General features: G+C 63.7%; 22 protein-coding genes. 10 read left to right on the forward strand and 12 right to left on the reverse strand.

Features of this window, described 5'->3' with window-relative positions:
- Window positions 1–55 precede the first annotated feature (55 nt).
- From CAF92_RS10140 to CAF92_RS10160, 5 genes are all read left to right on the forward strand, one after another.
- Window positions 56–1,549, forward strand: coding sequence for an RNA polymerase factor sigma-54 (locus tag CAF92_RS10140; RefSeq protein ID WP_046615768.1), 1,494 nt, complete (start codon window positions 56–58; stop codon window positions 1,547–1,549).
- Window positions 1,550–1,628: 79 nt separating this feature from the next.
- On the forward strand, window positions 1,629–1,937 hold the full coding sequence (gene hpf / locus CAF92_RS10145; protein WP_003255135.1) for a ribosome hibernation-promoting factor, HPF/YfiA family: 309 nt from the start codon (window positions 1,629–1,631) through the stop codon (window positions 1,935–1,937).
- A gap of 12 nt (window positions 1,938–1,949) precedes the next feature.
- On the forward strand, window positions 1,950–2,414 hold the full coding sequence (gene ptsN, locus CAF92_RS10150) for a PTS IIA-like nitrogen regulatory protein PtsN (protein ID WP_046615769.1): 465 nt from the start codon (window positions 1,950–1,952) through the stop codon (window positions 2,412–2,414).
- Window positions 2,415–2,416: 2 nt separating this feature from the next.
- Complete coding sequence (gene rapZ, locus CAF92_RS10155; RefSeq protein ID WP_085587488.1) at window positions 2,417–3,271, forward strand: RNase adapter RapZ; 855 nt, start codon at window positions 2,417–2,419, stop codon at window positions 3,269–3,271.
- 19 nt (window positions 3,272–3,290) lie between these two features.
- Window positions 3,291–3,563, forward strand: a complete 273-nt coding sequence (locus CAF92_RS10160) for an HPr family phosphocarrier protein (RefSeq protein WP_013971075.1) — start codon at window positions 3,291–3,293, stop codon at window positions 3,561–3,563.
- Window positions 3,564–3,959: 396 nt separating this feature from the next.
- On the opposite strand, the gene CAF92_RS10165 is transcribed toward CAF92_RS10160, so the two are convergent.
- The 4 genes from CAF92_RS10165 to pmbA all read right to left on the reverse strand — a co-directional run bounded on the left by CAF92_RS10165 (window position 3,960) and on the right by pmbA (window position 8,008).
- Window positions 3,960–4,571 carry a superoxide dismutase gene (locus CAF92_RS10165; protein ID WP_085600619.1) on the reverse strand — a complete coding sequence of 204 codons (612 nt, stop codon included), beginning with the start codon at window positions 4,569–4,571 and terminating at the stop codon, window positions 3,960–3,962.
- 75 nt (window positions 4,572–4,646) lie between these two features.
- On the reverse strand, window positions 4,647–6,023 hold the full coding sequence (locus CAF92_RS10170) for a lyase family protein (protein WP_085600621.1): 1,377 nt from the start codon (window positions 6,021–6,023) through the stop codon (window positions 4,647–4,649).
- Window positions 6,016–6,417, reverse strand: coding sequence for a hypothetical protein (locus tag CAF92_RS10175; RefSeq protein ID WP_046615773.1), 402 nt, complete (start codon window positions 6,415–6,417; stop codon window positions 6,016–6,018). Before CAF92_RS10175 ends, CAF92_RS10170 begins: the two co-directional genes overlap by 8 nt.
- A 244-nt stretch (window positions 6,418–6,661) precedes the next feature.
- Window positions 6,662–8,008, reverse strand: coding sequence for a metalloprotease PmbA (pmbA, locus tag CAF92_RS10180; RefSeq protein ID WP_046615774.1), 1,347 nt, complete (start codon window positions 8,006–8,008; stop codon window positions 6,662–6,664).
- 108 nt (window positions 8,009–8,116) lie between these two features.
- Between pmbA and yjgA the strand changes: the two genes are divergently transcribed.
- Entirely contained in the window at window positions 8,117–8,638 is a 522-nt protein-coding gene (gene yjgA, locus CAF92_RS10185; protein ID WP_003255152.1) for a ribosome biogenesis factor YjgA, read from the forward strand.
- 118 nt (window positions 8,639–8,756) lie between these two features.
- Here yjgA and tldD read toward each other — a convergent pair whose 3' ends face one another.
- The 8 genes from tldD to mreB form a co-directional block, all read right to left on the reverse strand.
- The gene (tldD, locus tag CAF92_RS10190; protein ID WP_085600623.1) at window positions 8,757–10,196 is read right to left on the reverse strand and encodes a metalloprotease TldD; all 1,440 of its coding nucleotides are present in this window, start codon (window positions 10,194–10,196) and stop codon (window positions 8,757–8,759) included.
- 2 nt (window positions 10,197–10,198) lie between these two features.
- Window positions 10,199–11,050, reverse strand: a complete 852-nt coding sequence (locus CAF92_RS10195; RefSeq protein WP_085600624.1) for a carbon-nitrogen hydrolase family protein — start codon at window positions 11,048–11,050, stop codon at window positions 10,199–10,201.
- Between the two features lie 8 nt (window positions 11,051–11,058).
- The gene (locus CAF92_RS10200) at window positions 11,059–14,880 is read right to left on the reverse strand and encodes a YhdP family protein (protein WP_085600626.1); all 3,822 of its coding nucleotides are present in this window, start codon (window positions 14,878–14,880) and stop codon (window positions 11,059–11,061) included.
- 82 nt (window positions 14,881–14,962) lie between these two features.
- Window positions 14,963–16,420 carry a ribonuclease G gene (gene rng, locus CAF92_RS10205; protein WP_013971067.1) on the reverse strand — a complete coding sequence of 486 codons (1,458 nt, stop codon included), beginning with the start codon at window positions 16,418–16,420 and terminating at the stop codon, window positions 14,963–14,965.
- A 54-nt stretch (window positions 16,421–16,474) separates the two neighbouring features.
- Window positions 16,475–17,086, reverse strand: coding sequence for a nucleoside triphosphate pyrophosphatase (locus tag CAF92_RS10210; protein ID WP_046615777.1), 612 nt, complete (start codon window positions 17,084–17,086; stop codon window positions 16,475–16,477).
- A 33-nt stretch (window positions 17,087–17,119) separates the two neighbouring features.
- A complete protein-coding gene (gene mreD / locus CAF92_RS10215) occupies window positions 17,120–17,608 on the reverse strand; it encodes a rod shape-determining protein MreD (RefSeq protein WP_015269051.1) in 489 nt (162 codons plus the stop codon).
- Window positions 17,608–18,612 carry a rod shape-determining protein MreC gene (mreC, locus tag CAF92_RS10220; RefSeq protein WP_046615778.1) on the reverse strand — a complete coding sequence of 335 codons (1,005 nt, stop codon included), beginning with the start codon at window positions 18,610–18,612 and terminating at the stop codon, window positions 17,608–17,610. The genes mreD and mreC overlap by 1 nt, the downstream gene beginning before the upstream one ends.
- Window positions 18,613–18,838: 226 nt before the next feature.
- Window positions 18,839–19,876, reverse strand: coding sequence for a rod shape-determining protein MreB (gene mreB, locus CAF92_RS10225; protein ID WP_003255163.1), 1,038 nt, complete (start codon window positions 19,874–19,876; stop codon window positions 18,839–18,841).
- 205 nt (window positions 19,877–20,081) lie between these two features.
- On the opposite strand from mreB, the gene gatC reads away from it, so the two are divergent.
- From gatC to CAF92_RS10245, 4 genes are all read left to right on the forward strand, one after another.
- The gene (gatC, locus tag CAF92_RS10230; RefSeq protein WP_003255165.1) at window positions 20,082–20,369 is read left to right on the forward strand and encodes an Asp-tRNA(Asn)/Glu-tRNA(Gln) amidotransferase subunit GatC; all 288 of its coding nucleotides are present in this window, start codon (window positions 20,082–20,084) and stop codon (window positions 20,367–20,369) included.
- A gap of 15 nt (window positions 20,370–20,384) precedes the next feature.
- Complete coding sequence (gene gatA, locus CAF92_RS10235; RefSeq protein ID WP_024086328.1) at window positions 20,385–21,836, forward strand: Asp-tRNA(Asn)/Glu-tRNA(Gln) amidotransferase subunit GatA; 1,452 nt, start codon at window positions 20,385–20,387, stop codon at window positions 21,834–21,836.
- Between the two features lie 11 nt (window positions 21,837–21,847).
- Window positions 21,848–23,293, forward strand: a complete 1,446-nt coding sequence (gene gatB / locus CAF92_RS10240) for an Asp-tRNA(Asn)/Glu-tRNA(Gln) amidotransferase subunit GatB (RefSeq protein WP_013971062.1) — start codon at window positions 21,848–21,850, stop codon at window positions 23,291–23,293.
- Between the two features lie 125 nt (window positions 23,294–23,418).
- Window positions 23,419–23,793 carry a septal ring lytic transglycosylase RlpA family protein gene (locus CAF92_RS10245; protein WP_046615780.1) on the forward strand — a complete coding sequence of 125 codons (375 nt, stop codon included), beginning with the start codon at window positions 23,419–23,421 and terminating at the stop codon, window positions 23,791–23,793.
- The last annotated feature ends 54 nt before the right edge of the window (window positions 23,794–23,847 follow it).

Here is a 23,847-nt window from a genome sequence, read left to right on the forward strand (position 1 = left end):
CCTCGTGTAGTGGATGGCGCATGCGCGCCGGCGAACAAGGTATTAAGCCCCAGCCATGAAACCATCGCTCGTCCTAAAAATGGGCCAGCAACTGACGATGACACCGCAGTTGCAACAGGCCATCCGCCTGCTCCAGCTCTCCACCCTGGACCTCCAACAGGAAATCCAGGAAGCGCTGGAGTCGAACCCGATGCTCGAACGTCAGGAAGACGGCGACGACTTCGACAACAGCGACCCGATGGCGGACAACGCCGAGAACAAGCCGGCCGCCGAAGTCCAGGACAACAGCTTCCAGGAAAGCACCACCAGTGCCGACACCCTGGAAGACGGTGAGTGGAGCGAGCGCATCCCCAACGAACTGCCGGTCGACACCGCCTGGGAAGACATCTACCAGACCAGCGCCAGCAGCCTGCCGAGCAACGACGACGACGAGTGGGACTTCACCACCCGCACATCGGCCGGCGAAAGCCTGCAAAGCCACCTGCTGTGGCAACTGAACCTGGCCCCGATGTCCGACACCGACCGCCTGATCGCCGTCACCCTGATCGACAGCATCAACGGCCAGGGCTACCTGGAAGATACCCTCGAGGAAATCTGCGCCGGTTTCGACCCGGAGCTGGATATCGAGCTGGACGAGGTCGAAGCGGTACTGCACCGCATCCAGCAGTTCGAACCAGCCGGCATTGCCGCCCGCACCCTGGGCGAATGCCTGTTGCTGCAACTGCGCCAGCTGCCCGCCAGCACGCCGTGGATGGCCGAAGCCAAGCGCCTGGTCACCGACTTCATCGACCTGCTCGGCAGCCGTGATTACAGCCAGCTGATGCGTCGCATGAAAATCAAGGAAGACGAGCTACGCCAGGTCATCGAGCTGGTACAAAGCCTCAACCCGCGCCCCGGCTCGCAGATCGAGTCCAGCGAGCCTGAGTACGTGGTGCCCGACGTCATCGTGCGCAAGGACAGCGACCGCTGGCTGGTGGAGCTGAACCAGGAGGCCATTCCGCGCCTGCGCGTCAACCCGCAATATGCCGGTTTTGTGCGCCGGGCCGACACCAGCGCCGACAACACCTTCATGCGCAACCAGTTGCAGGAAGCGCGCTGGTTCATCAAGAGCCTGCAAAGCCGCAACGAAACCCTGATGAAGGTGGCCACGCAGATCGTCGAGCACCAGCGCGGCTTCCTCGATCACGGCGACGAAGCGATGAAGCCGTTGGTGCTGCATGACATCGCCGAAGCGGTGGGCATGCACGAGTCGACCATTTCGCGGGTAACCACGCAGAAATACATGCACACGCCGCGTGGCATCTACGAACTGAAATACTTTTTCTCCAGCCACGTCAGCACCTCCGAAGGCGGAGAATGCTCGTCTACGGCGATCCGCGCGATCATCAAGAAACTGGTTGCGGCGGAAAATCAGAAAAAGCCATTGAGTGACAGCAAGATCGCTGGTTTACTGGAGGCACAAGGCATCCAGGTAGCCCGTCGCACCGTCGCCAAGTACCGCGAGTCCCTCGGCATCGCACCGTCGAGCGAGCGCAAGCGACTGATGTAGCCCCTGAGATGTGCCACAGCGTTTGTGGGGCAGGTGCAAGATCTGCCTCTTTATGCACGGGCAACAAAGGAGAAGCTGTATGCAAGTCAATATCAGTGGACAGCATGTAGAAGTCACCCAGCCACTGCGCGATTACGTGCTTGAAAAGCTCGCTCGCGTGGAAAGTCACTTCGACAAGATCACCAACGTGCAGGTCATCATGAAAGTCGAGAAGCTGCAGCAGAAGGTCGAGGCGACCTTGCAGATTCCCGGCGGCGAAGTGGTTGCCAACGCCGAACACGAAGACATGTATGCAGCGATCGACGCCTTGGCAGACAAGCTCGACCGCCAATTGAAAAAACACAAGGAAAAACAGCAAAGCCTGCTGCAAGGTGCAGCTGCCCGCTGATCCCCCTCATCCATGATCCGACTTGAAACCATCCTGACCCCCGGCCGTTCCCTCGTGAACGTGCCGGGCGGCAGCAAGAAGCGCGCCCTGGAAAAGGTCGCCACCGTCATCGCCGATCAAGTGCCCGAACTGGAGATGCAAGACGTCTTCGAAAAACTGATCGCCCGGGAAAAACTCGGCTCGACCGGTTTCGGCAACGGCATCGCCATCCCGCACTGCCGGCTTGAAGGATGTTCCGCTCCGGTCAGCGCCCTGCTGCATCTGGAAGCCCCTATCGACTACGACGCCATCGATGGCGCGCCGGTGGACCTGCTGTTCGTCCTGCTGGTGCCAGAAGCCGCCACCGATGCCCATCTGGAACTGCTGCGCCAGATTGCCAGCATGCTCGATCGCAAGGAGGTCCGTGATCGCCTGCGTGCGGCCACCAGCAGCGAGGCCCTGTTCCAGGTTGTCCTGGACGTACAGAACGAGCACTGAACATGCGCCTGATCATCGTCAGCGGCCGGTCCGGCTCCGGCAAGAGCACCGCCCTCGATGTCCTGGAAGACAACGGTTTCTACTGCATTGACAACCTGCCCGCCGGGCTGCTGCCACAACTGGCGGAAAATGCGCTGATCAATACCGAGTTGCTGCAACCCAAGGTCGCCGTGTCGATCGACGCGCGCAACCTGCCCAGCCACCTGACGCGTTTCCCCGAGTTGCTCGAAGAAGCCCGCGCTCGGCATATCCAGTGCGACGTGCTGTACCTGGATGCCGACGAAGACATGCTGCTCAAGCGCTTCTCGGAAACCCGCCGGCGCCACCCGCTGACCAACGCCAACCGCTCGCTCGCGGAAGCGATTCGGGTGGAAAGCGAATTGCTGGGGCCGATTGCAGACCTGGCCGACCTGAAGATCGACACCACCAGCCTGAACCTGTACCAGTTGCGTGATTCGATCAAGCTGCGCCTGCTCAACCAGCCCGAGCCTGGCACCGCGTTCCTGGTCGAGTCGTTCGGTTTCAAGCGCGGAATGCCGGTCGATGCAGACCTGGTGTTCGATGTGCGCTGCCTGCCCAACCCCTACTGGAAGCCCGAGCTGCGTGAGCACTCCGGCCTCGACCAACCGGTCATCGACTACCTGGCCGCACAGCCGGATGTCGAAGAGATGTTCAACGACATTTCCAGTTACCTGCTCAAGTGGCTTCCCCGCTTCGCCGCCAGCAACCGTGCCTACGTCACCATTGCCATTGGCTGCACCGGCGGTCACCACCGCTCGGTGTACATCACCGAACGCCTTGGCCAGCTGCTGCAGCAATCCCTGAAAAACGTCCAGGTCCGCCACCGCGACCTCTAGCCCAAGGATCCGCCCCACGATGCCCGCCCGTGAAATAACCATCATCAACAAGTTGGGCCTGCATGCCCGGGCGGCAGCCAAGTTCGTCGGCGTTGCCGGCCGCTTCCCCTGCCAGGTCAGGGTTGGCCGTGCGCCGGACAAGCTGGTGGATGGCAAAAGCATCATGGCGGTAATGATGCTGGCGGCCGGCAAAGGTACGCAGGTGCACCTTCATACCGAAGGTGAGCAGGACGACGATGCGATGGCAGCGCTGGTCGAGCTGATCAACAATTATTTCGACGAAGGCGAATGAATTTCGCAGGCCTGCACGGTCCGTGTGGGAACAGCTTTTCAGCACAAATCGCCTGTGCAAGCGGTACGCGTACCCGTGTGGGAGCGGCTTTAGCCGCGAAGAATCCAACGCGGTGCATGGCACCGGCTTCGCCGTTGTTCGCGGCTAAAGCCGCTCCCACAGAGTCCCCGCTAATTCAATGAGTTATGTGCCGCTCCCCACAGCGAAGCCGGTGAAAACATCATCATCCGGCGCAAGCCGATACACAGCCCCAAGCTGGCCAGGCAAGGTCCAACCAGGCGAAGCCGCGCGCCAATAGCAGCGCAGTGCCTGCCAGCAACAGCAAAGTCCCAAGCGCCAGCCGAAACAGGCGCACACGGCTGACAGTCATCACCTTGGAGCGCATACCGGAAAGACTCACTTCAGGCTGTCGAGGTAGCGGCGCTCCACTTCCGACCAGTCAATGACGTTGTAGAAGGCACCGATGTATTCCGGGCGACGGTTCTGGTACTTCAGGTAGTACGCATGCTCCCACACATCCAGGCCGAGGATTGGCGTGTTGCCGTGCATCAACGGGCTGTCCTGATTGCCGCTGCTTTCCACTACAAGGGTTTTCTGCGGGGTCACGCTGAGCCAGGCCCAGCCACTACCGAAGCGGGTCAGCGCAGCCTTGGTGAAGGCCTCCTTGAAGGCATCGAAGCCGCCCAGCTGTTCCTCGATGGCCTGCGCCAGAGCGCCCTGCGGCTCTCCCCCACCCTGCGGTGACATCACGGTCCAGAACAGGCTGTGGTTGGCGTGCCCGCCGCCATGGTTGGTCACCGCACCACGCAAAAGTTCCGGTAATTGTCCGACCGCGCCGAGCAGTTTCTCCACCGGCCACTCAGCCCACTCGGTGCCTTCGATGGCGGCGTTGAGGCCATTGACGTAGGTCTGGTGGTGCTTGGTGTGATGGATTTCCATGGTCTGCGCGTCGATGTGCGGTTCCAGCGCAGCGTAGGCGTAAGGCAGTGCAGGCAAGGTATGGGGCATATCGTTGAATTCCGTAGACATGGGGTAAGCGATGACCAACGCGGTCACCGCTGGCGCTTGGGCCGTGACTCGGGGTCAGATACCTCCGGCGGTAAGTTTTTCCGGATCCAGCAACGCTTCCAGCTGGTCACGCGACAGGTCGGTGTGCTCCAGCGCCACGTCGATGATCGGGCGACCCTGCTTGTAGGCGGTCTTGGCGATTTCGGCGGCCTTCAGGTAGCCGATGATCGGGTTCAGCGCCGTGACCAGTATCGGGTTGCGCGCCAGGGCTTCCTTGAGCTTGCTTTCGTTGACCTTGAAGCTGGCGATGGCCTTGTCGGCCAGCAGGCGGCTGACGTTGGCCATCAGCTCGATGCTTTCCAGCAGGTTGCGGGCGATCACCGGCAGCATCACGTTCAGCTCGAAGTTGCCGGACTGGCCAGCGATGGCGATGGTGGCGTCATTGCCGATCACTTGGGCGGCGACCATGGCAGTGGCTTCCGGAATCACCGGATTGACCTTGCCCGGCATTATCGAAGAGCCCGGCTGCAGGCCTTGCAGCTCGATTTCGCCCAGCCCGGCCAGCGGGCCGGAGTTCATCCAGCGCAGGTCATTGGCGATCTTCATCAGCGCCACGGCGGCAGTCTTGAGCTGGCCAGACAGGGCCACAGCAGTGTCCTGCGAGCCGATCAGGGCGAACAGGTTCTGCCCGGGGGTGAACTCGACCTGGGTCAGGCTGCTGAGCTGGCGGGCAAAACCGGCAGCGAACTGCGGGTGGGCGTTGATGCCGGTACCCACGGCGGTGCCACCCTGGGCCAGCGCCTGCAGGTTTGGCAGGGTCGCTTCGATGTGAGCCTTGGCGCCATTGATCTGCGCCGCCCAGCCATCCAGCACCTGGCTCATGCGCACCGGCATGGCATCCATCAGGTGGGTGCGGCCGGTCTTCACGTACTGATGCACCTGCGCCGACTTGGCCTCGATCACCTGCACCAGGTGCGCCAGGGCTGGCAGCAACTGCTCGTGCAGGGCCAGCGCGGCGCTGACGTGAATGGTGGTCGGGATGATGTCGTTGCTGCTCTGGCCGCAGTTGACGTGGTCGTTGGCATTGACAGCCTCACCCAGCACGCGGCTGGCCAGAGTGGCGATAACCTCGTTGGCGTTCATGTTCGAACTGGTGCCGGAACCGGTCTGGAACACATCCACAGGGAAATGCTGGATGAAGTCCCCCGCCAGCAGTTGCTCGACAGCCGTTACGATGGCTTGGCCCTGCGCAGTCGACAGCTGCTCCAGTTCGACGTTGGCCTTGGCCGCGGCAGCCTTGGCAAGCAGCAGTGCTCGAATGAACTGGGCCGGCATGCGCTGTCCGCTGATCGGGAAATTGTCGACCGCGCGCTGGGTCTGGGCACCGTACAGGGCCTGGGCCGGCACCTGCAGTTCGCCCATGCTGTCACGCTCGATACGGGTATCACTCATCATCAAATCCTTGCATCAGTTCATCGGGGGAAATCGACGGCAGCAGGCGGCAGTTGGCCAACTGCAGGGCGTAGGGCTGCCAGCGCTGGTTCCGGGCCTCGCGGTCGAGGTTGCGCAGGTCCAGCAGCGGGCGCCAGGCCTGGTCCAGGCAGAGGCAGCGCCAATGCCAGGGCAGCATGCGGTCGCAGGCGGTATCCAGCAGCAGTCGGAAGGAGGTCAGCGCCACCGTCCATGGCGAGGTTTCGGTGCAGCACACCAGGTAACGGCCTTCAGCCAGGTAATGCTCGATCAGGCGCGGTTCGTCGGGCTCGAGCGCACAGCGGATGCGTCGGCTGAGCCAGCGCCAGTTTTCCAGGTAGGGCAGTTCGCGGAGGACGGGTTTCATGAACATCATCGCCGGGTTACTGGATAATGATATTCATTATTAATTGATAGACAGAATCACTTCAAGTGGGAAGTGATGAAACAAAAACCCGGCGTGGGGGCCGGGTCTCTTTTGTTGCATTGAGAGATCTCTACTGCCTGCACCGGCCTCTTCGCGGGTGAACCCGCTCCCACAGGGACCGCGCCACACCTGAAGACTGCGCAATACTTGTGGGAGCGGGTTTACCCGCGAAGAGGCCGGTACAGGCTAAAGATCAGCTACCAGCAACGGTCATCCGTTCGATAAGCACCGATCCGGTGTGAATGTTGCTGCGGGTCTCAAGATCGCTGCCAATCGCGACAATCTGCTGGAACATGTCTTTCATGTTCCCGGCAATGGTCACTTCCTGCACCGCGTGCTGAATCTCGCCATTCTCGACCCAGAACCCCGCCGCGCCACGGGAATAATCCCCCGTCACCATGTTCAGGCCATGCCCCATCAACTCGGTCACCAGCAACCCTCGGCCCATGCGCCGGATCAGCGCCGCCTGGTCTTCGACACCATGGCTGACGAACAGGTTGTGCACACCACCAGCGTTGGCCGTGCTTGGCAAACCCAGCTTGCGCCCGGAATAGGTACCCAGCAGGTACGACACCAACTCACCCTTGTCGACGAACGGCTTGGCATAGGTAGCCAAACCATCGCCGTCGAACGCGGCACTGCCAAGTGCCCGCGGAATGTGCGGGCGCTCGTCGAGGGTCAGCCAGCCAGGGAACAGGCGCTGACCAATGGTCCCCTCCAGGAACGAGGATTTACGGTACAAGTTGCCGCCGGAAATGGCCGACAGGAAGCTGCCGAACAGGCCACCGGCCAGCTCGGCCGAGAACAGCACCGGCACCTCACAGGTCGGCACCGGCCGCGCCCCCAGGCGGCTGGCGGCACGCTGGGCAGCGCGCACGCCGATGCTACGCGGGTCGGCCAGCAAGTTACCCTGGCGGTTCACGTCGTACCAGTAGTCACGCTGCATCTGGCCGTCGCCTTCGGCGATCATCACGCAGCTCAGGCTGTGCCGGGTCGAGGCGTAGCCGCCGATGAAACCATGGCTGTTGCCATACACGCGGCAGCCCTGGTGGGTATTGAGGGTGGTGCCGTCGGCATTGAGGATACGCGGGTCGGCGTCGAATGCCGCCGCCTCGCAGGCCAGGGCCATCTCGATGGCCTTCTCCGGCTCGAGGTTCCAGTCGTGGTACAGGTCCAGGTCCGGGATCTCGCGAGCCATCAGCGCCGCGTCGGCCAGGCCGGAACATTCATCTTCGGAGGTATGCTTGGCAATCGCCAAAGCGGCGGCGACGGTTTCGCGGATTGCTTCCGGGCCACTGGCCGAAGTGCTGGCCGAGCCTTTGCGCTGGCCCACATACAGGGTGATGCCGAAGCCCTGGTCGCGGTTGAACTCGACCGTCTCGACTTCTCGCTGGCGTACCGTGGTGGACAGGCCCTGTTCCAGCGACACCGCCACTTCGCAGGCACTGGCCCCCTGGCGGCGCGCTTCGGCGATGATCGCCTCGACCTGCTCCTGCAATGCTGGCAGGTCTTTCGGACCTACGCTCTGGACTGCACTCATGGTTCTCTCCACTCAAATTCTGCGTTCGGCGAGGGTCATTCTACGACCGGGCCGGACAAGCGGCCCCCGACTGGTTATCATGGCGGCGATTTCTAGCGGACTGCCACCATGGTTGATTCAAACGACGACGCCTTCGACGGCGAAAAAAGCAAAACCCAGATCAAGCGCGAGCTGCATGCGCTGGTCGAACTCGGCGAGCGCCTTACCACGCTCAAGGCCGATACCCTGGCTCGCCTGCCGTTGACCGACGAGCTGCGCAAGGCCCTGGCCGAAGCCAGCAAGCACACCGCTCACGGTGCCCGCAAACGCCACATGTCGTTTGTCGGCAAGCTGATGCGCGTACAGGACCTGGATGCCATCCACGCCTTGCTCGAACAGATGGACAGCTCGACCCGCCAGTACAACGAACGCTTCCACAGCCTGGAGCGCTGGCGTGACCGGTTGATCGACGGTAACGACGAAGACCTCGAGCGCTTCGTCAACGAATACCCCGACACCGACCGCCAGCAACTACGCTCGCTGGTGCGCCATGCCCAGCACGAGAAGGCGCGGAACAAACCGCCTGCCGCCGCGCGCAAGGTGTTCAAGTACATCCGCGATCTCGACGAGCTGCAGCGCGGGTTGCGCTGATCACCCTGGGGCCGCTTCTCAGCCCATTCGCAGCACAAGGCTGCTCCTACAGAAATACGCGATCCCTGTAGGAGCAGCCTTGTGCTGCGAATGGACCGCAAAGCGGTCCCCGAAGACATCACGCCCCTGTACCGCCCACGGTAATCGCATCCAGCTTCAAGGTCGGCTGCCCGACCCCCACCGGCACCGACTGCCCGTCCTTGCCGCAAGTCCCTACCCCGCTATCCAGCGCCAGGTCGTTACCGACCATCGACACCCGGCTCATCGCTTCCGGGCCATTGCCGATCAGGGTCGCTCCTTTCACCGGCGCGGTAATCTTGCCGTCTTCGATCAGGTAGGCCTCACTGGTCGAGAACACGAACTTACCGCTGGTGATGTCCACCTGGCCACCGCCGAGGTTGGCGCAGTAGATGCCCTTCTTCACCGAAGCGATGATTTCCTGCGGGTCGCTTTCGCCGGCACGCATGTAGGTGTTGGTCATGCGCGGCATCGGCAGGTGCGCGTAGGATTCGCGGCGGCCATTGCCGGTGACCGCCATGCCCATCAGGCGCGCGTTCAGCTTGTCCTGCATGTAGCCCTTGAGCACACCGTTCTCGATCAGCGTGGTGCACTCGGTCGGGGTGCCTTCGTCATCCACGCTCAGCGAGCCGCGGCGGCCCTCGAGAGTGCCGTCGTCGACGATGGTGCACAGGCTCGATGCCACCTTCTCGCCAATGCGGCCGCTGAACGCCGAACTACCCTTGCGGTTGAAGTCACCTTCCAGACCATGGCCGACGGCCTCGTGCAGCAGCACGCCCGACCAGCCCGAACCCAGCACCACCGGCAGGGTACCAGCCGGTGCCGGGATCGCCTCCAGGTTCACCAGGGCCTGGCGCAGCGCTTCGCGGGCATAGCCCATGACCCGCTCTTCGGTGAAGAAGCGGTAGTCGGTACGCCCGCCACCGCCTTGCCCGCCACGCTCGCGGCGGCCATTCTGCTCGACGATGACGCTGACGTTGAAACGCACCAGCGGGCGCACGTCGGCGGCCAGGCTGCCATCGGCCGCAGCGATCAGAATGCGCTCCCAGACCCCGGCCATGCTCACACTGACCTGCTGGATACGCGGGTCCAGGGCGCGGGTGGCGGCGTCGACACGCTTTAGCAGCTCGACCTTCTCGGCACGACTGAGCACATCCAGCGGGTTGTCCGCCGGATAAAGGGCGGTCACGTCCTGGCTGCGGAAGGCCTGTACCTTGCCGTTCTGCCCGGCACGGGAGATTGAACGGGCGGCACGGGCTGCCGAGGTCAGCGCTTCGAGGTTGATTGTGTTGCTGTAGGCAAAGCCGGTCTTTTCACCGGACTGGGCACGCACGCCCACGCCTTGGTCGAGGTTGAAACTGCCCTCTTTGACGATGCCGTCTTCCAGCGCCCAGGTTTCCGAGATCTGCCCCTGGAAATACAGGTCGGCGGCATCGATGCCGGGGCCGGCCAACTCACCCAGCACGCTCTGCAGGCTGTCCAGGGTCAAGCCGCCTGGGGCCAGGAGCTGCTCGCTGACGGTGGATAACATCTGGCTCATAGTCACTCCGAGGTGTGCGCAGGCCGCAACGCGCCCTGCGAGAAAAAGCGCCGGTGCGATACCACCGGCATGCGCGCCCGGATGGACGCTTGTTCGTCAATGTCGCGCTCGGCGAGCAGTACCGCTTCACCTTGCGCCTGTTCCGCGACGATGCGCCCCCAGGGGTCGACGATCGCCGCATGGCCATGGGTTTCCCGTGGCCCCGGGTGAGTTCCGCCTTGTGCCGCAGCCAGCAGGTAGCACTGGGTCTCGATGGCCCGAGCACGCACCAGCACTTCCCAGTGCGCCGCGCCCGTTACCGCAGTGAAAGCGGCCGGCGCAGTGATCAGTTCCGCGCCGGCGGCGCGCAGTGCGCTGTACAGTTCGGGGAAGCGCAGGTCGTAGCACACGCTCAGCCCCAGCCGCCCCACCGGCGTATCGGCCACCACCACCTGGGCGCCGTGGGCGTAGTCGTCGGACTCGCGGTAGCGGCCACGGTTGTCAGCAACGTCCACATCGAACAGGTGCAACTTGTCATAGCGTGCCGCCACTTCACCGTGTTCGTCGATCAACAGCGAGCAGGCATGGGCCTTGGCTTCGGGCTGGCCGACCGGTGGCAATGGCAAGGTACCTGCGACAATCCATAACTTGAGGTCGCGGGCGGTGCGTTTCAACCATGGCAGGATCGGACCTTCACCCAACGCTTCGGCGCGACCGATGGCAGCGGCGTCCTTGCGGCCCATGGCGGCGAAGTTTTCCGGCAGCACAGCCAGCCTTGCACCGCCAATGGCGGCCTGCTCCAGCAGGGCACCGGCGCGCTGCAGGTTGGCCAGCACATCGTCCTGGCTGACCATCTGTATGACAGCTGCCTTCATGGGCACTCCTAGCGGGATTTCTCGAAAGGTTTCACAAATGTGATTCTAGGCTCTTTCACAGGACCTTCGACACGGTAGTGCACGCTGGCGAAGCGCGACACGCGGTCGCCGATCAGCCGGTCGACCAGGAACAGCGCCCCGCCCACGGCCGGCGCGCCGACAATCAGGGCCGCCAGCGGCAGGTTGTTGGTCACTGGCAGGCTCACCTGCAGGTTGGCATCGACCCGGTCGCTTACCAGGTCCAGGGTACCGTCCAGCTCAAAGTTGCTCGATGGGCCGGTCACGGCGATTGGCTCGCGGGTCACGTAGACACCGTCACTGGCCACCAGCAAGCCTTTGACCCGGTCGTAGGCCAGGCCCTTGTCGAACAGGTCGGAGAAGTCCAGGCGCAAGCGCCGGCCAATGGAGTTGAAGTTCAGCAGGCCGAACACCCGCAGCGCCTGGGCGCTGCCTTCAACCTCGACGAACTGACCGGTGCGCAGCGCTGCATCCATGCTGCCGGAGAAGCGCTTGAGGCTCACCGAGGCCGGCGAACCCGGCCAGCGGCCATCCACATCCAGACGGAAGTCGCGGCTGGTCACGGTCGGGGCAAAGCCCCAGGCCTTGAGCACATCCGCCAGGTTCTTGCCGTCCAGGCGCCCTTTGTACCAGCTGCTGGTGCTGCCCGGCTCGCCTTCCCAGCCGCCGCCACCATCGATACGCAGGCCCTTGAAGTCGAGGTCGATGTCGCTGGCGGTCACGCCACGCGCGGTCGGCCGCAACTTGAGCGACGCACTGCCGTACAGGTCGTCACCGCGATAGAGCTTGTCGATGCTGAGGTCCAGCGCCGGCACCTTGCGCGGGTCGAATGAAGCCAATGGGTCCAGGCCCTCCTCGGCCTGCTTTTCAGCATCGGTGGCAGCGGGCAGGCGCAGGGTCTGCATGCGCACGACCATGGGCGCGCCCTTGGCATCCGGCACCCGTGCGTTGCCGATAACCTCCCTGCTATCGAGGCGCAGATCCCAGGCAGCGCCAACACGGGCAAGACGCACCACGGCCTGGTTCAGATCCATGCCGAAGGCTTTCAGTTGGCCAATGCTCAGGTCGACTCCTTGCAGGTTCTGCCGCGCGCTGCCACCCGGATCGCCACCCACCAATTGCGCCGCCCGTTCTTGCCAGGGCGCCAGGTCCAATGCCTCCAGGCGGCCGCGCACTCGCAGGCCCTGCCCGGCAGGTAGCTGGGCGTCACCTGCGCCCAGCAACAACTCGCCACGGCCCTGGGCCAGTTTGTCGGCCGGAGCGGCGTAGGCAAAGCGGGCAAGGTCGCCATAGGCCGCGTCGAAGCGCCGCTCAGGGCCTTGCAGGCTCATGCTGAAACGGCTATCACGGGCATCCGCCGCAGCCTTGCCGAACGGTGCCGGCAGGTCGATGGCCAGGCCCTTGAGACTGGAGTCGACACGTAGTCGGTTGTCTCGACTACCCAGGCTGACCTGCAACTGGTAGGGCAGGTCGCCCGAAGCCGGCAAGGCCTGCTTGAACTGCAGCCAGTCGGTCAGCGCCTTGAGCGAGACCTGGCCATTGGCGTTGATGCGGGTCTGCATCTGCCCTGGCTGGCCTTCGGCCGTGATTTGCGCCGTCACCGGCTTGCCGAAGGCCTGCAGGCTGATGCCCTTGCCGCTCAGGCCCTTGTCGAAATCGAAACTGAAGTCGCCCTTCAGGCGGCTCAACTCCAGATTCGGCGGTGCCACCTTCAGCCGCGCATCGTCGGTGGCAAAGTCCACCTGCACTTTCGGCCGCTGCCCGTGGGCCAGCGGAATGTCGAGCTTGACCTTGCCCTTGAGCGGCCCCTCGCCCTCCCAGCCTGCGAATATCTCACCAGTGCCGATTGGCGCTTCCTTGAGAATCTTCAGGCCATCGCCCAGACTGCCGTCGAAGTTGCCATCGAGGTACAGGTGGCTTTGCTGGCCCTCGTCGACATGCGGGATGTCGACGCTCACATCGCTGACTTTGGTGTCGAGCAGTACGCCCCGCTCGGCCTTGACGCGCACGCCACTGTCCTCGATGAACACATCGCCATCCACGTGCTGCACCTGCGGCCAGCCCGGCTGGAAGTCCAGGGCGGCATCACGCACCTTGAAGAACAGGCTGATGCTGCGAGCTTCCGGCGCGACGCCATGGTTCAGCGAGCCCTGATACTGGAAGTAGCCTTCGTCCACCGTGCCTTTGACGATCGCACTGCGCAGCCATTCGTCGAGGGCGGGGCTGAGCACCTCGGGCAGGTACTTGGCGGTGTAGCGGCCATCGCCTTCGGTCAGGCCGACGCGCAGGTCCATGTAATCCTCGCGGCCCTCCTCGAACAACAGGCGAATGAGGAAGTCACCGGCGATCTTGCCCTCCTCGCCGAGTACCTTGAGGTAAGGCGCGACCAAGGTGAAACCTTCCTTGTCCAAGGCCCAGGTCAGGCGCGCATTGGCCTTCTGGTAGTGCCAGGGTTTGGCGAAGATCGGGTAAAGGTGCAGCATGAACGCATCGGTATCAAGGCGCAGTTCACCGTGGCCGAGGTCACCGCTGATGCTGCCGCTGACATTACCGGCTGCCGGGGCATTGTGATAGGCATCGAAACCGACCTTCTCCAGATTGGCTTCGAATTGCAGACGCTGGTCACCTTCGGCCTTGGGCCGTGCCTCCAGACGCACATTGCGCAGCGCGCCGGTCACTTTCAGGCCATCGATCACGGCCATGACCTTGTCCGGCAGCGGCGCGAGAGCATCGATCAGCGGGGTCAACGGCGTGAGGTCGAGGCGGTCGGCCTGCACTTGCCAGCTTTCCGTGGCAGCGTCCTCGCCTGCACGCTGCCGCAACTGCAGGTGCGATTCCCAACGGGTCTTGCCAACGTCCATGGCCAGGGAGTCGACCACCACATCGAAGCCTTGCTCCCGTCGCTGGAACCAGGCACCCAGCGCCAGGTTGGTCAGCTTGGCCGCCTTTCGCCCGACATAGGCGCCCTGCAGCTCCGGTGCATTGAGGCGTACGACGGCCTGCTGCAACTGCCCCTTGCGCCAATCGACCCAGAACTCGCCGCCGGCCCGCAGGGCGTCGGCATGCCACTGGCCCAGCAGGCGTGGCGGCAGCCAACGCGCCCAGTCACTCTGTGGCAGGCTCAGGTAGGCTTCGACCTGGCCGTCGCGCCAGGTGTTGGCCGTGGCCCGGCCGCGCAGGTTCAGCGACAGGGGTTGGCCATCGGGCAGAGTCGCGCGCAGGTCCAGAGCATGGCGCGAAGCCCCGGCTTGCAGCCCGACGCTCACATAAGTCATGGTCAACGGGTCGCGCTGCCAGGGGTGCAGGGTGACCTGGCTGTCGAACACATCGATACGGCCCAACTGGCGCAGGCGCTGCAACAACTCGGCAGGATCGAGCGGCGAATCATCTTTCTTCGGCAGGCCTTCGAGGCTCCAGGCGCCCTGCTCGTTCTCGCGCAGGATCAGTTGCAGGCCGCCCAACTGAATGCGTGCAAGGCGTACCTCGCGGGCGGTGATGCTGGCCCAGACATCGGGTACTACCTTGACGTCGTCCAGGCGCAGGGCTGTGGCCCCCTCGCCCAGTTGCAGGTCGCGCACCCGCAGCACCGGTGCCAGGCCGCTCCAGCGGCCTTCCAGGGCACCAACGTGCACAGGCAGGCCCAAAGACTGTTCGGCCTTGCTCTCCACATCGGCGCGGTACTCGGCCACCAACGGCACCAGTTCGCGGCCGAGGCTGACATACAGCGCCACCAACACCGCCAGCAGGGCGCAAAAGCCCAGCCCCCAGCGGGTCAAGGCGACAAGAACGCGGGTCAGACGTCCCATGGCCATGGCCCTCCAGGTCGTTTATCCATGATGGCCCGTCGTGCCGGTTTTGCCAGCCCGGCCCACCTGCGGCGCGTTTCAGAAGGCCTCAGAGCAGCACCACATCGTATTGTTCCTGCGAATACATCGACTCCACCTGGAAACGAATGGTTCGGCCGATGAAGGCCTCAAGCTCCGCGACGTTACCGGACTCTTCATCCAGCAACCGGTCGACCACCTTCTGGTTGGCCAGCACGCGGTAGCCTTCGGCCTGGTACGCGCGGGCCTCGCGCAGGATCTCGCGGAAGATTTCGTAACAGATAGTCTCGGGGGTTTTCAGCTTGCCACGGCCCTGACAGGCCAGGCAGGGCTCGCACAGCACCTGTTCCAGGCTTTCCCGCGTGCGCTTGCGGGTCATCTGCACCAGGCCCAGCTCGGTGATGCCGATAATGTTGGTCTTGGCGTGATCGCGTTCCAGCTGCTTTTCCAGAGTGCGCAGCACCTGGCGCTGGTGCTCTTCGTCTTCCATGTCGATGAAGTCGATGATGATGATGCCGCCGATGTTGCGCAGGCGCAGCTGCCGGGCGATGGCGGTGGCGGCCTCGAGGTTGGTCTTGAAGATGGTCTCTTCGAGGTTTCGATGGCCGACGAAGGCGCCGGTATTCACATCGATGGTGGTCATCGCTTCAGCCGGGTCGACCACCAGGTAGCCACCGGATTTCAGCGGCACCTTGCGTTCCAGCGCACGCTGGATCTCGTCCTCGACGCCGTACAGGTCGAAAATCGGCCGTTCGCCCGGGTAGTGCTCGAGGCGATCGGCAATTTCCGGCATCAGCTCGCCAACGAACTGCGTGGTCTTCTGGAAGGTTTCCCGCGAGTCGATGCGGATCTTCTCGATCTTCGGGTTGACCAGGTCGCGCAGGGTGCGCAGGGCCAGGCCCAGGTCCTCGTAGATGACCGTGGGCGCGCCGCAGGTCTTGATCTGGGTGCCAATCTGCTCCCACAGGCGGCGCAGGTAGCGAATATCCTGCAGGATCTCTTCAGCGCGTGCGCCTTCGGCAGCGGTACGCAGGATGAAGCCACCGGCGTCCTTGATGTTCTCGCTTTCCATGCAGTCGCTGACCACCTGCTTGAGGCGCTCGCGCTCGGCTTCGTCCTCGATCTTCAGCGAAATGCCGACATGGCTGCTGCGGGGCATGTACACCAGGTAGCGCGACGGGATCGACAGCTGGGTAGTCAGACGCGCGCCCTTGGTGCCGATCGGGTCCTTGGTCACCTGCACCACCAAGGCCTGCCCCTCGTGCACCAGGGCGGTAATGTTTTCTACCGCAGAGCCTTCGCGCTGGGATATTTCCGAGGCATGGATGAATGCCGCGCGCTCCAGGCCGATATCGACGAAAGCCGCCTGCATGCCCGGCAGCACGCGCACCACCTTGCCTTTGTAGATATTGCCGACGATGCCCCGGCGCTGGGTGCGCTCGACATGCACTTCCTGCAGCACCCCGTTTTCCACCACCGCCACGCGCGACTCCATCGGGGTGATGTTGATCAGGATCTCTTCACTCATGGCAGGCTCTCGTCAAAGGTCTTTGGTAATGATGGATGGCGTATGCAGTGCTGGCTACCGCTGGTTTGTTACCTCTGGCGTATGCGCGGGCGATTGCCAGCAGGCAATGCCGAATTGGCCAAGCAGTTCGGCCGTTTCACTGAGGGGCAAGCCGACCACCGCCGAGTAGCTGCCGGAAAGGCCGGTGACGAACACCGCTCCCAAGCCCTGGATGGCATAGCCGCCGGCCTTGTCCGCGGGCTCGCCGCTGGCCCAGTAGCGTTGCGCTTCCTCGGCGCTGATCGCACGGAAGCGCACCTTGCTGGTGACGCACAGGCTTTGCACGCGCGGTCCATCACTCAGGGCGACCGCAGTCAGTACGTGGTGCTCGCGGCCCGAAAGGTCGGCCAGCATGGCCAGAGCATCTTCGCGGTTTTCCGGTTTGCCAAGAATACGACCATCGAGCACCACGGCAGTGTCTGCGCCCAGCACCACAGCCTGGCCTTCGATGCAGGCCAGGCCGGCGGCGGCCTTGGCCCGGGCCAGGCGCTCGACGTAGGCCGGGGCGCTTTCATCGGGCAGCGGAGTTTCATCGATGGGGGCACTGACGACGCTGAACGGCACCCCGATCTGGGTCAGCAGTTCACGACGACGAGGCGAGCCTGAGGCCAGGTATAGCGGGGTCATGCAGACATCTCCCTGTCAGTCGCGGCGGCGCCGTCAGTTGATATGCAAGCGTCGGCGCAGATCGCGCAGGGCGAAACTGATCCACGGCCAGAGCAAGGCGCTGATCACCGCCGACCAGACCAGTGCCAGGGTGGGCAGGCGGTTGCCGGTCAGCGCGCTGAGCCACAGCTGGATCAGCTGGGCGATGCCGAAGATCACCAGGATCACCAGGCTCTGCTGCCACATGGGGAACATGCGCAGGCGCTGCTGCAACGACAGCACCAGGAAGGTGATGAGGGTGAGGATCAGCGCGTTCTGCCCCAGCAGGGTTCCGTACAGCACGTCCTCGGCCAGGCCCAGCACGAACGCGGTGGTCATGCCGACCTTGTTCGGTACGGCGAGGGTCCAGAACGACACCAGCAAGGCCAGCCACATAGGCCGGAACACTTCCATGAACTGCGGCATGGGCGAGACGCTGAGCAGCAGGCCGATGGCGAAAGTCAGCCAGATGACCCAGCCGTTGTTGCGGCGTGATGCAGCCATCATTGCCTCCGGGTGTGAGCGGGTGCGGCAGGCGCGGTAGCCGGCGTGGCAGGTGCAGCAGCCGGGGCTGCAGGCTGCGCTGCCGGGGCTGCCGGGGCCGCTGGTGTAGCCGGCGTGGCAGGTGCGCTGCCAGCTGGTGCGCCTTGCTCGACCGTCGCAGCCGGCTGGCCTGCAGCCGAGGTCCCCTTGCGGTCAGCCTCTTCCTGGGCGATGGCGGCATCGGTGGCGCGCTGTTCCGGGCTGCGCCGGTCGCTGAACACCAACAGCATGTAGCGGCTGCGGTTGAGCGCGGCGGTGGGGATGGCACGAACGATGGCGAACGGCTGGCCGGAATCGTGGATCACTTCATTGACCGTGGCCACCGGGTAACCGGCCGGGAACCGTTGACCCATGCCGGAACTGACCAGCAGGTCGCCTTCCTTGATGTCGGCGGTATCGGCCACATGGCGCAGTTCCAGGCGCTCCGGGTTGCCGGTACCGCTGGCGATGGCGCGCAGGCCGTTGCGGTTGACCTGCACCGGGATGCTATGGGTGGTATCGGTCAGCAACAGTACCCGCGAGGTGTACGGCATCAGCTCGACCACCTGGCCCATCAGGCCACGGGCATCGAGCACCGGCTGGCCAAGGAACACGCCATCACGCTCGCCCTTGTTGATCAGGATGCGGTGGGTGAACGGGTTGGGGTCGACACCGATCAGCTCGGCCACTTCGACTTTTTCGTTGACCAGCGCCGAGGAGTTGAGCAATTCGCGCAAGCGCACGTTCTGCTCGGTCAGGGCCGCCAGCTTCTGCAGGCGCCCCTGCAGCAGCAGGGCTTCGGTCTTGAGCTTTTCGTTTTCGGCAATCAGTTCGGTGCGGCTGCCGAACTGGCCGGCCACACCTTGCCACGCACGTTGCGGCAGGTCGGTGATCCAGTACGACTCCATGAGTACCAGGCCCATCTGGCTGCGCACGGGCTTGAGCACGTCGAAGCGCGCGTCGACAACCATCAACGCGACCGACATCACCACCAGGACGAGCAGGCGAACGCCCAGCGAAGGGCCCTTGGAGAAAAGCGGTTTAATGGGCCGTTCCTCGTGGACGACTCAGGAGGTCATTGGACATGGGACAACGCACCAGCCTGGTTGCGGGTTGATGGATACGGCGCCCCGAATGGGCGCCAGCCCAGCACATACAGGTAGCACTGTGCGTACTACCTGTAAACCGGACGCTCGTGAACAGCGAGCGGGATCACTCGCTGGAGAGCAGGTCCATCGCGTGCTTGTCCATCATCTCCAGGGCGCGACCACCGCCACGGGCGACGCAGGTCAGCGGGTCTTCGGCGACGATCACCGGCAGGCCGGTTTCCTGGGCCAGCAGCTTGTCCAAGTCACGCAGCAGTGCGCCACCACCGGTCAGCACCAGGCCACGCTCGGCGATGTCCGAGGCCAGCTCGGGCGGCGATTGCTCCAGCGCACTCTTGACCGCCTGGACGATGGTCGCCAGGGATTCCTGCAGCGCTTCGAGCACTTCGTTGGAGTTCAGGGTGAAGGCACGCGGTACGCCCTCGGCCAGGTTGCGGCCGCGCACGTCGACTTCACGCACTTCGCCACCCGGGTAGGCGGTACCGATCTCCTGCTTGATGCGCTCGGCGGTGGACTCGCCGATCAGGCTGCCGTAGTTGCGGCGCACGTAGGTGACGATAGCTTCGTCGAAGCGGTCGCCGCCAACGCGCACGGATTCCGCATAGACCACGCCGTTCAGGGAGATGAGCGCGATTTCAGTGGTACCACCACCGATATCGACGACCATCGAACCGCGGGCTTCCTCGACCGGCAGGCCGGCACCGATGGCGGCAGCCATAGGCTCTTCGATCAGGAACACTTCGCGGGCACCGGCACCCAAGGCCGACTCGCGGATGGCGCGGCGCTCTACCTGGGTGGACTTGCACGGCACGCAGATCAGCACGCGCGGGCTCGGCTGCAGGAAGCTGTTCTCGTGAACCTTGTTGATAAAATATTGCAACATTTTTTCGCAGACGCTGAAGTCGGCGATGACGCCGTCCTTCATCGGACGAATGGCAGCAATGTTGCCAGGCGTGCGGCCCAGCATGCGCTTGGCTTCGGTACCGACGGCGACGACGCTTTTCTGGTTGCCATGGGTACGGATGGCAACAACCGAGGGCTCATTCAGGACGATACCGCGCTCACGCACGTAAATAAGGGTGTTGGCAGTACCCAGGTCGATGGACAGATCGCTGGAAAACATGCCACGCAGTTTCTTGAACATGGGAAAGTGACCCTGGGGAAAGCGTGGGTAAAAAAGTGCGGCAAACTCTAACAATGGCAGGGATTTTGGGCAAGGAGCCAATATGTTAAATTGGCTGTTTTTCCGAGCACGCCAGCAGAATTTCGCGGCCGTTAGACCGCCAGAAAGCTGACATGTTCCTCACTGCGGACCCAAATTCCGGTCTTTGTTTCCCCTGGAGATCCCCATGGCGCTTGAACGCTGCGACGTGGAAAAGATCGCCCATCTGGCCCGTCTGGGCCTGAATGATGGCGAACTGCCACGCATTACTGACGCACTGAACAGCATTCTCGGGCTGGTCGACCAGATGCAAGCGGTCGACACTACCGGCATCGAGCCACTGGCCCACCCCCTGGAGGCCAGCCAGCGCCTGCGTCCCGACCAGGTCACCGAGAGCAACCAACGCGACGCCTACCAGGCCATCGCGCCGTCGACCGAAAGCGGTCTGTACCTGGTTCCCAAAGTCATCGAGTAAGGGATAGAGCCTGCCATGCATCAATTGACCCTGGCCGAGATCGCCCGCGGACTCGCCGACAAGTCGTTTTCCTCCGAAGAGCTGACCGGCGCCCTGCTGGCGCGCATCAAGCAGCTCGACCCGCAGATCAACAGCTTCATCAGTGTCACCGAAGACCTGGCCCTGGGCCAGGCGCGTGCCGCCGACGCCCGTCGCGCCGCTGGCGAAACCGGGGCGCTGCTCGGTGCACCGATCGCCCACAAGGACCTGTTCTGCACCAACGGCGTACGCACCAGCTGCGGCTCGAAGATGCTCGACAACTTCAAGGCGCCGTATGACGCCACCGTGGTTGCCAAGCTGGCGGAAGCCGGCATGGTCACCCTGGGCAAGACCAACATGGACGAATTCGCCATGGGTTCGGCCAACGAATCCAGCCACTACGGCGCGGTGAAGAATCCATGGAACCTCGAGCACGTCCCGGGCGGCTCGTCGGGCGGTTCGGCCGCGGCAGTGGCTGCACGCCTGCTGCCAGCCACCACCGGCACCGACACCGGCGGTTCGATCCGCCAACCGGCGGCACTGACCAACCTCACCGGCCTCAAGCCGACCTATGGCCGCGTGTCGCGCTGGGGCATGATCGCCTACGCCTCCAGCCTCGACCAGGGTGGCCCGCTGGCCCGTACTGCCGAAGACTGCGCCCTGCTGCTGCAAGGCATGGCCGGTTTCGACGCCAAGGACTCCACCAGCATCGAAGAGCCTGTGCCTGACTACAGCGCCAACCTGAATGCTTCGCTGCAGGGCCTGCGCATCGGCCTGCCGAAGGAGTACTTCGGTGCCGGCCTCGACCCACGCATCGCCGACCTGGTCCAGGCCAGCGTCAAGGAGCTGGAAAAGCTCGGCGCGGTGGTCAAGGAAATCAGCCTGCCGAACATGCAGCACGCCATCCCGGCCTACTACGTGATCGCCCCTGCTGAAGCCTCGTCAAACCTGTCGCGTTTCGACGGCGTGCGCTTCGGCTACCGCTGTGAAAACCCGAAAGACCTCACCGACCTGTACAAGCGTTCGCGTGGCGAAGGCTTCGGTGTCGAAGTGCAGCGCCGCATCATGGTCGGCACCTACGCCCTGTCGGCCGGCTACTACGACGCCTACTACGTGAAGGCGCAGCAGATCCGCCGCCTGATCAAGAACGACTTCATGGCCGCCTTCAACGACGTCGACCTGATCCTCGGCCCGACCACGCCAAACCCGGCCTGGAAGCTCGGCGCCAAGAGCAGCGACCCGGTCGCCGCGTACCTGGAAGACGTCTACACCATCACCGCCAACCTGGCGGGCCTGCCGGGCCTGTCGATGCCGGCCGGCTTCGTCGATGGTCTGCCGGTCGGCGTGCAGCTGCTGGCGCCATACTTCCAGGAAGGCCGCCTGCTCAACGTCGCGCACCGCTACCAGCAAGTGACCGACTGGCACACCCGCGCCCCCAACGGCTTCTGAGGAATTCACACATGCAATGGGAAGTTGTGATCGGGCTGGAAATCCACACTCAGCTCGCCACCCAGTCGAAGATTTTCTCCGGCAGCGCCACCACCTTCGGTTCCGAGCCGAACACCCAGGCCAGCCTGGTTGACCTGGGCATGCCTGGCGTACTGCCAGTACTGAACCAGGAAGCCGTGCGCATGGCGTGCATGTTCGGCCTGGCCATCGATGCCGAGATCGGCAAGCGCAACGTGTTCGCGCGCAAGAACTACTTCTACCCGGACCTGCCCAAAGGCTACCAGATCAGCCAGATGGACCTGCCGATCGTCGGCAAGGGCCACCTGGACATCGCCCTGGAAGACGGCACCATCAAGCGCATCGGGGTAACCCGCGCGCACCTGGAAGAAGACGCCGGCAAGAGCCTGCACGAAGACTTCAGCGGCTCCACCGGCATCGACCTGAACCGCGCCGGCACCCCGCTGCTGGAAATCGTCTCCGAGCCTGACATGCGCAGTGCCAAGGAAGCCGTGGCCTACGTCAAGGCGATCCACGCGCTGGTGCGTTACCTGGGCATCTGCGACGGCAACATGGCCGAAGGCTCGCTGCGTTGCGACTGCAACGTGTCGATTCGCCCGAAAGGCCAGGCCGAGTTCGGCACCCGCTGCGAGATCAAGAACGTCAACTCGTTCCGCTTCATCGAGCGCGCGATCAACAGCGAGATCCAGCGCCAGATCGACCTGATCGAGGACGGCGGCAAGGTGGTACAGGAAACCCGCCTGTACGACCCGAACAAGGACGAGACCCGCTCCATGCGCAGCAAGGAGGAAGCCAACGACTACCGTTACTTCCCCGACCCGGACCTGCTGCCAGTGGTGATCGAGGACAGCTTCCTCGAAACCGTCCGCGCCGGCTTGCCGGAACTGCCGACGCAGAAGGTCGAGCGCTTCCAGAACCAGTACGGCCTGTCGGCCTACGACGCCAACGTGCTGGCTTCCAGCCGCGAACAGGCGGACTACTTCGAGGAAGTGGTGAAGATCGGTGGCGATGCCAAGCTGGCTGCCAACTGGGTCATGGTCGAGCTGGGCAGCCTGCTGAACAAGCTGGGCATCGAGATCGACCAGGCGCCGGTCAGCGCCGCACAGCTGGGCGGCATGCTGTTGCGCATCCGCGACAACACCATCAGCGGCAAGATCGCCAAGACCGTGTTCGAGGCCATGGCCGCCGGTGAAGGCGATGCCGACAGCATCATCGAAAGCAAAGGCCTGAAGCAGGTCACCGATACCGGTGCGATCGACAAGATGCTCGACGAAGTGCTGGCGGCCAACGCCGAGCAGGTCGAACAGTACCGCGCAGCCGACGAGGCCAAGCGTGGCAAGATGTTCGGTTTCTTCGTCGGCCAGGCGATGAAAGCCTCCAAAGGCAAAGCCAACCCGGGGCAAGTGAACCAATTGCTCAAGGCCAAGCTCGAAGGGTGATTGTTTTACCCCTGTAGTCCTGCGAGGGCTTCGCCCTCGTTCGCGGCTGAAGCCGCTCCCACAGGTACAGCGCCGTACCTGTGGGAGCGGCTTTAGCCGCGAATGGCCGCACCGGAGCATTCGAATTGCTAAAGCGATCCCTGAGCACCCTCGCCCTCTTCTCCCTGCTGGCCGGCTGCGCCAGCCAGGACATCGACCCCGACGGTTACGACAAGACCGGCACCGCTTCCTATTACGGCGCGCGTCACCACGGCAAACGCACCGCCAGCGGCGAACCATTCAACCAGCACGGGCTCACCGCAGCCCACCGCAGCCTGCCCTTCGGCACCCGGGTACGGGTGACCAACCTGGCCAACCAGCGCAGCGTCGTGGTGCGCATCAACGACCGTGGCCCGCATACCCGCGGCCGCCTGATCGATCTTTCACGTGCCGCCGCAGAAAAAATCGGCATGATCCGTAGCGGAACCGCGCGCGTGCGAGTACAAGGGCTTAGCGACTGACGCGACAGGAGTCCGACCATTTTCGACCTGGCTATCCTTCCCACCTTCAGCCTC

The sequence above is a fragment of the Pseudomonas sp. B10(2017) genome (assembly GCF_002113295.1).
In the GTDB taxonomy this organism is placed as follows: Bacteria; Pseudomonadota; Gammaproteobacteria; order Pseudomonadales; family Pseudomonadaceae; genus Aquipseudomonas; species Aquipseudomonas pudica.

Coding starts and splice junctions, on each gene's coding strand:
- pmbA (WP_046615774.1), bottom strand. CDS start 8,008: ATGAGTGCAGTCCAGAGCGTAGGTCCGAAAGACCTGCCAGCATTGCAG.
- tldD (WP_085600623.1), bottom strand. CDS start 10,196: ATGAGCCAGATGTTATCCACCGTCAGCGAGCAGCTCCTGGCCCCAGGC.
- CAF92_RS10200 (WP_085600626.1), bottom strand. CDS start 14,880: ATGGCCATGGGACGTCTGACCCGCGTTCTTGTCGCCTTGACCCGCTGG.
- CAF92_RS10165 (WP_085600619.1), bottom strand. CDS start 4,571: ATGCCCCATACCTTGCCTGCACTGCCTTACGCCTACGCTGCGCTGGAA.
- CAF92_RS10160 (WP_013971075.1), top strand. CDS start 3,291: ATGCCCGCCCGTGAAATAACCATCATCAACAAGTTGGGCCTGCATGCC.
- mreB (WP_003255163.1), bottom strand. CDS start 19,876: ATGTTCAAGAAACTGCGTGGCATGTTTTCCAGCGATCTGTCCATCGAC.
- CAF92_RS10210 (WP_046615777.1), bottom strand. CDS start 17,086: ATGACCCCGCTATACCTGGCCTCAGGCTCGCCTCGTCGTCGTGAACTG.
- rapZ (WP_085587488.1), top strand. CDS start 2,417: ATGCGCCTGATCATCGTCAGCGGCCGGTCCGGCTCCGGCAAGAGCACC.
- gatB (WP_013971062.1), top strand. CDS start 21,848: ATGCAATGGGAAGTTGTGATCGGGCTGGAAATCCACACTCAGCTCGCC.
- gatC (WP_003255165.1), top strand. CDS start 20,082: ATGGCGCTTGAACGCTGCGACGTGGAAAAGATCGCCCATCTGGCCCGT.
- CAF92_RS10170 (WP_085600621.1), bottom strand. CDS start 6,023: ATGAGTGATACCCGTATCGAGCGTGACAGCATGGGCGAACTGCAGGTG.
- mreC (WP_046615778.1), bottom strand. CDS start 18,612: ATGTCGGTCGCGTTGATGGTTGTCGACGCGCGCTTCGACGTGCTCAAG.
- CAF92_RS10195 (WP_085600624.1), bottom strand. CDS start 11,050: ATGAAGGCAGCTGTCATACAGATGGTCAGCCAGGACGATGTGCTGGCC.
- CAF92_RS10140 (WP_046615768.1), top strand. CDS start 56: ATGAAACCATCGCTCGTCCTAAAAATGGGCCAGCAACTGACGATGACA.
- gatA (WP_024086328.1), top strand. CDS start 20,385: ATGCATCAATTGACCCTGGCCGAGATCGCCCGCGGACTCGCCGACAAG.
- ptsN (WP_046615769.1), top strand. CDS start 1,950: ATGATCCGACTTGAAACCATCCTGACCCCCGGCCGTTCCCTCGTGAAC.
- hpf (WP_003255135.1), top strand. CDS start 1,629: ATGCAAGTCAATATCAGTGGACAGCATGTAGAAGTCACCCAGCCACTG.
- CAF92_RS10175 (WP_046615773.1), bottom strand. CDS start 6,417: ATGATGTTCATGAAACCCGTCCTCCGCGAACTGCCCTACCTGGAAAAC.
- yjgA (WP_003255152.1), top strand. CDS start 8,117: ATGGTTGATTCAAACGACGACGCCTTCGACGGCGAAAAAAGCAAAACC.
- rng (WP_013971067.1), bottom strand. CDS start 16,420: ATGAGTGAAGAGATCCTGATCAACATCACCCCGATGGAGTCGCGCGTG.
- mreD (WP_015269051.1), bottom strand. CDS start 17,608: ATGGCTGCATCACGCCGCAACAACGGCTGGGTCATCTGGCTGACTTTC.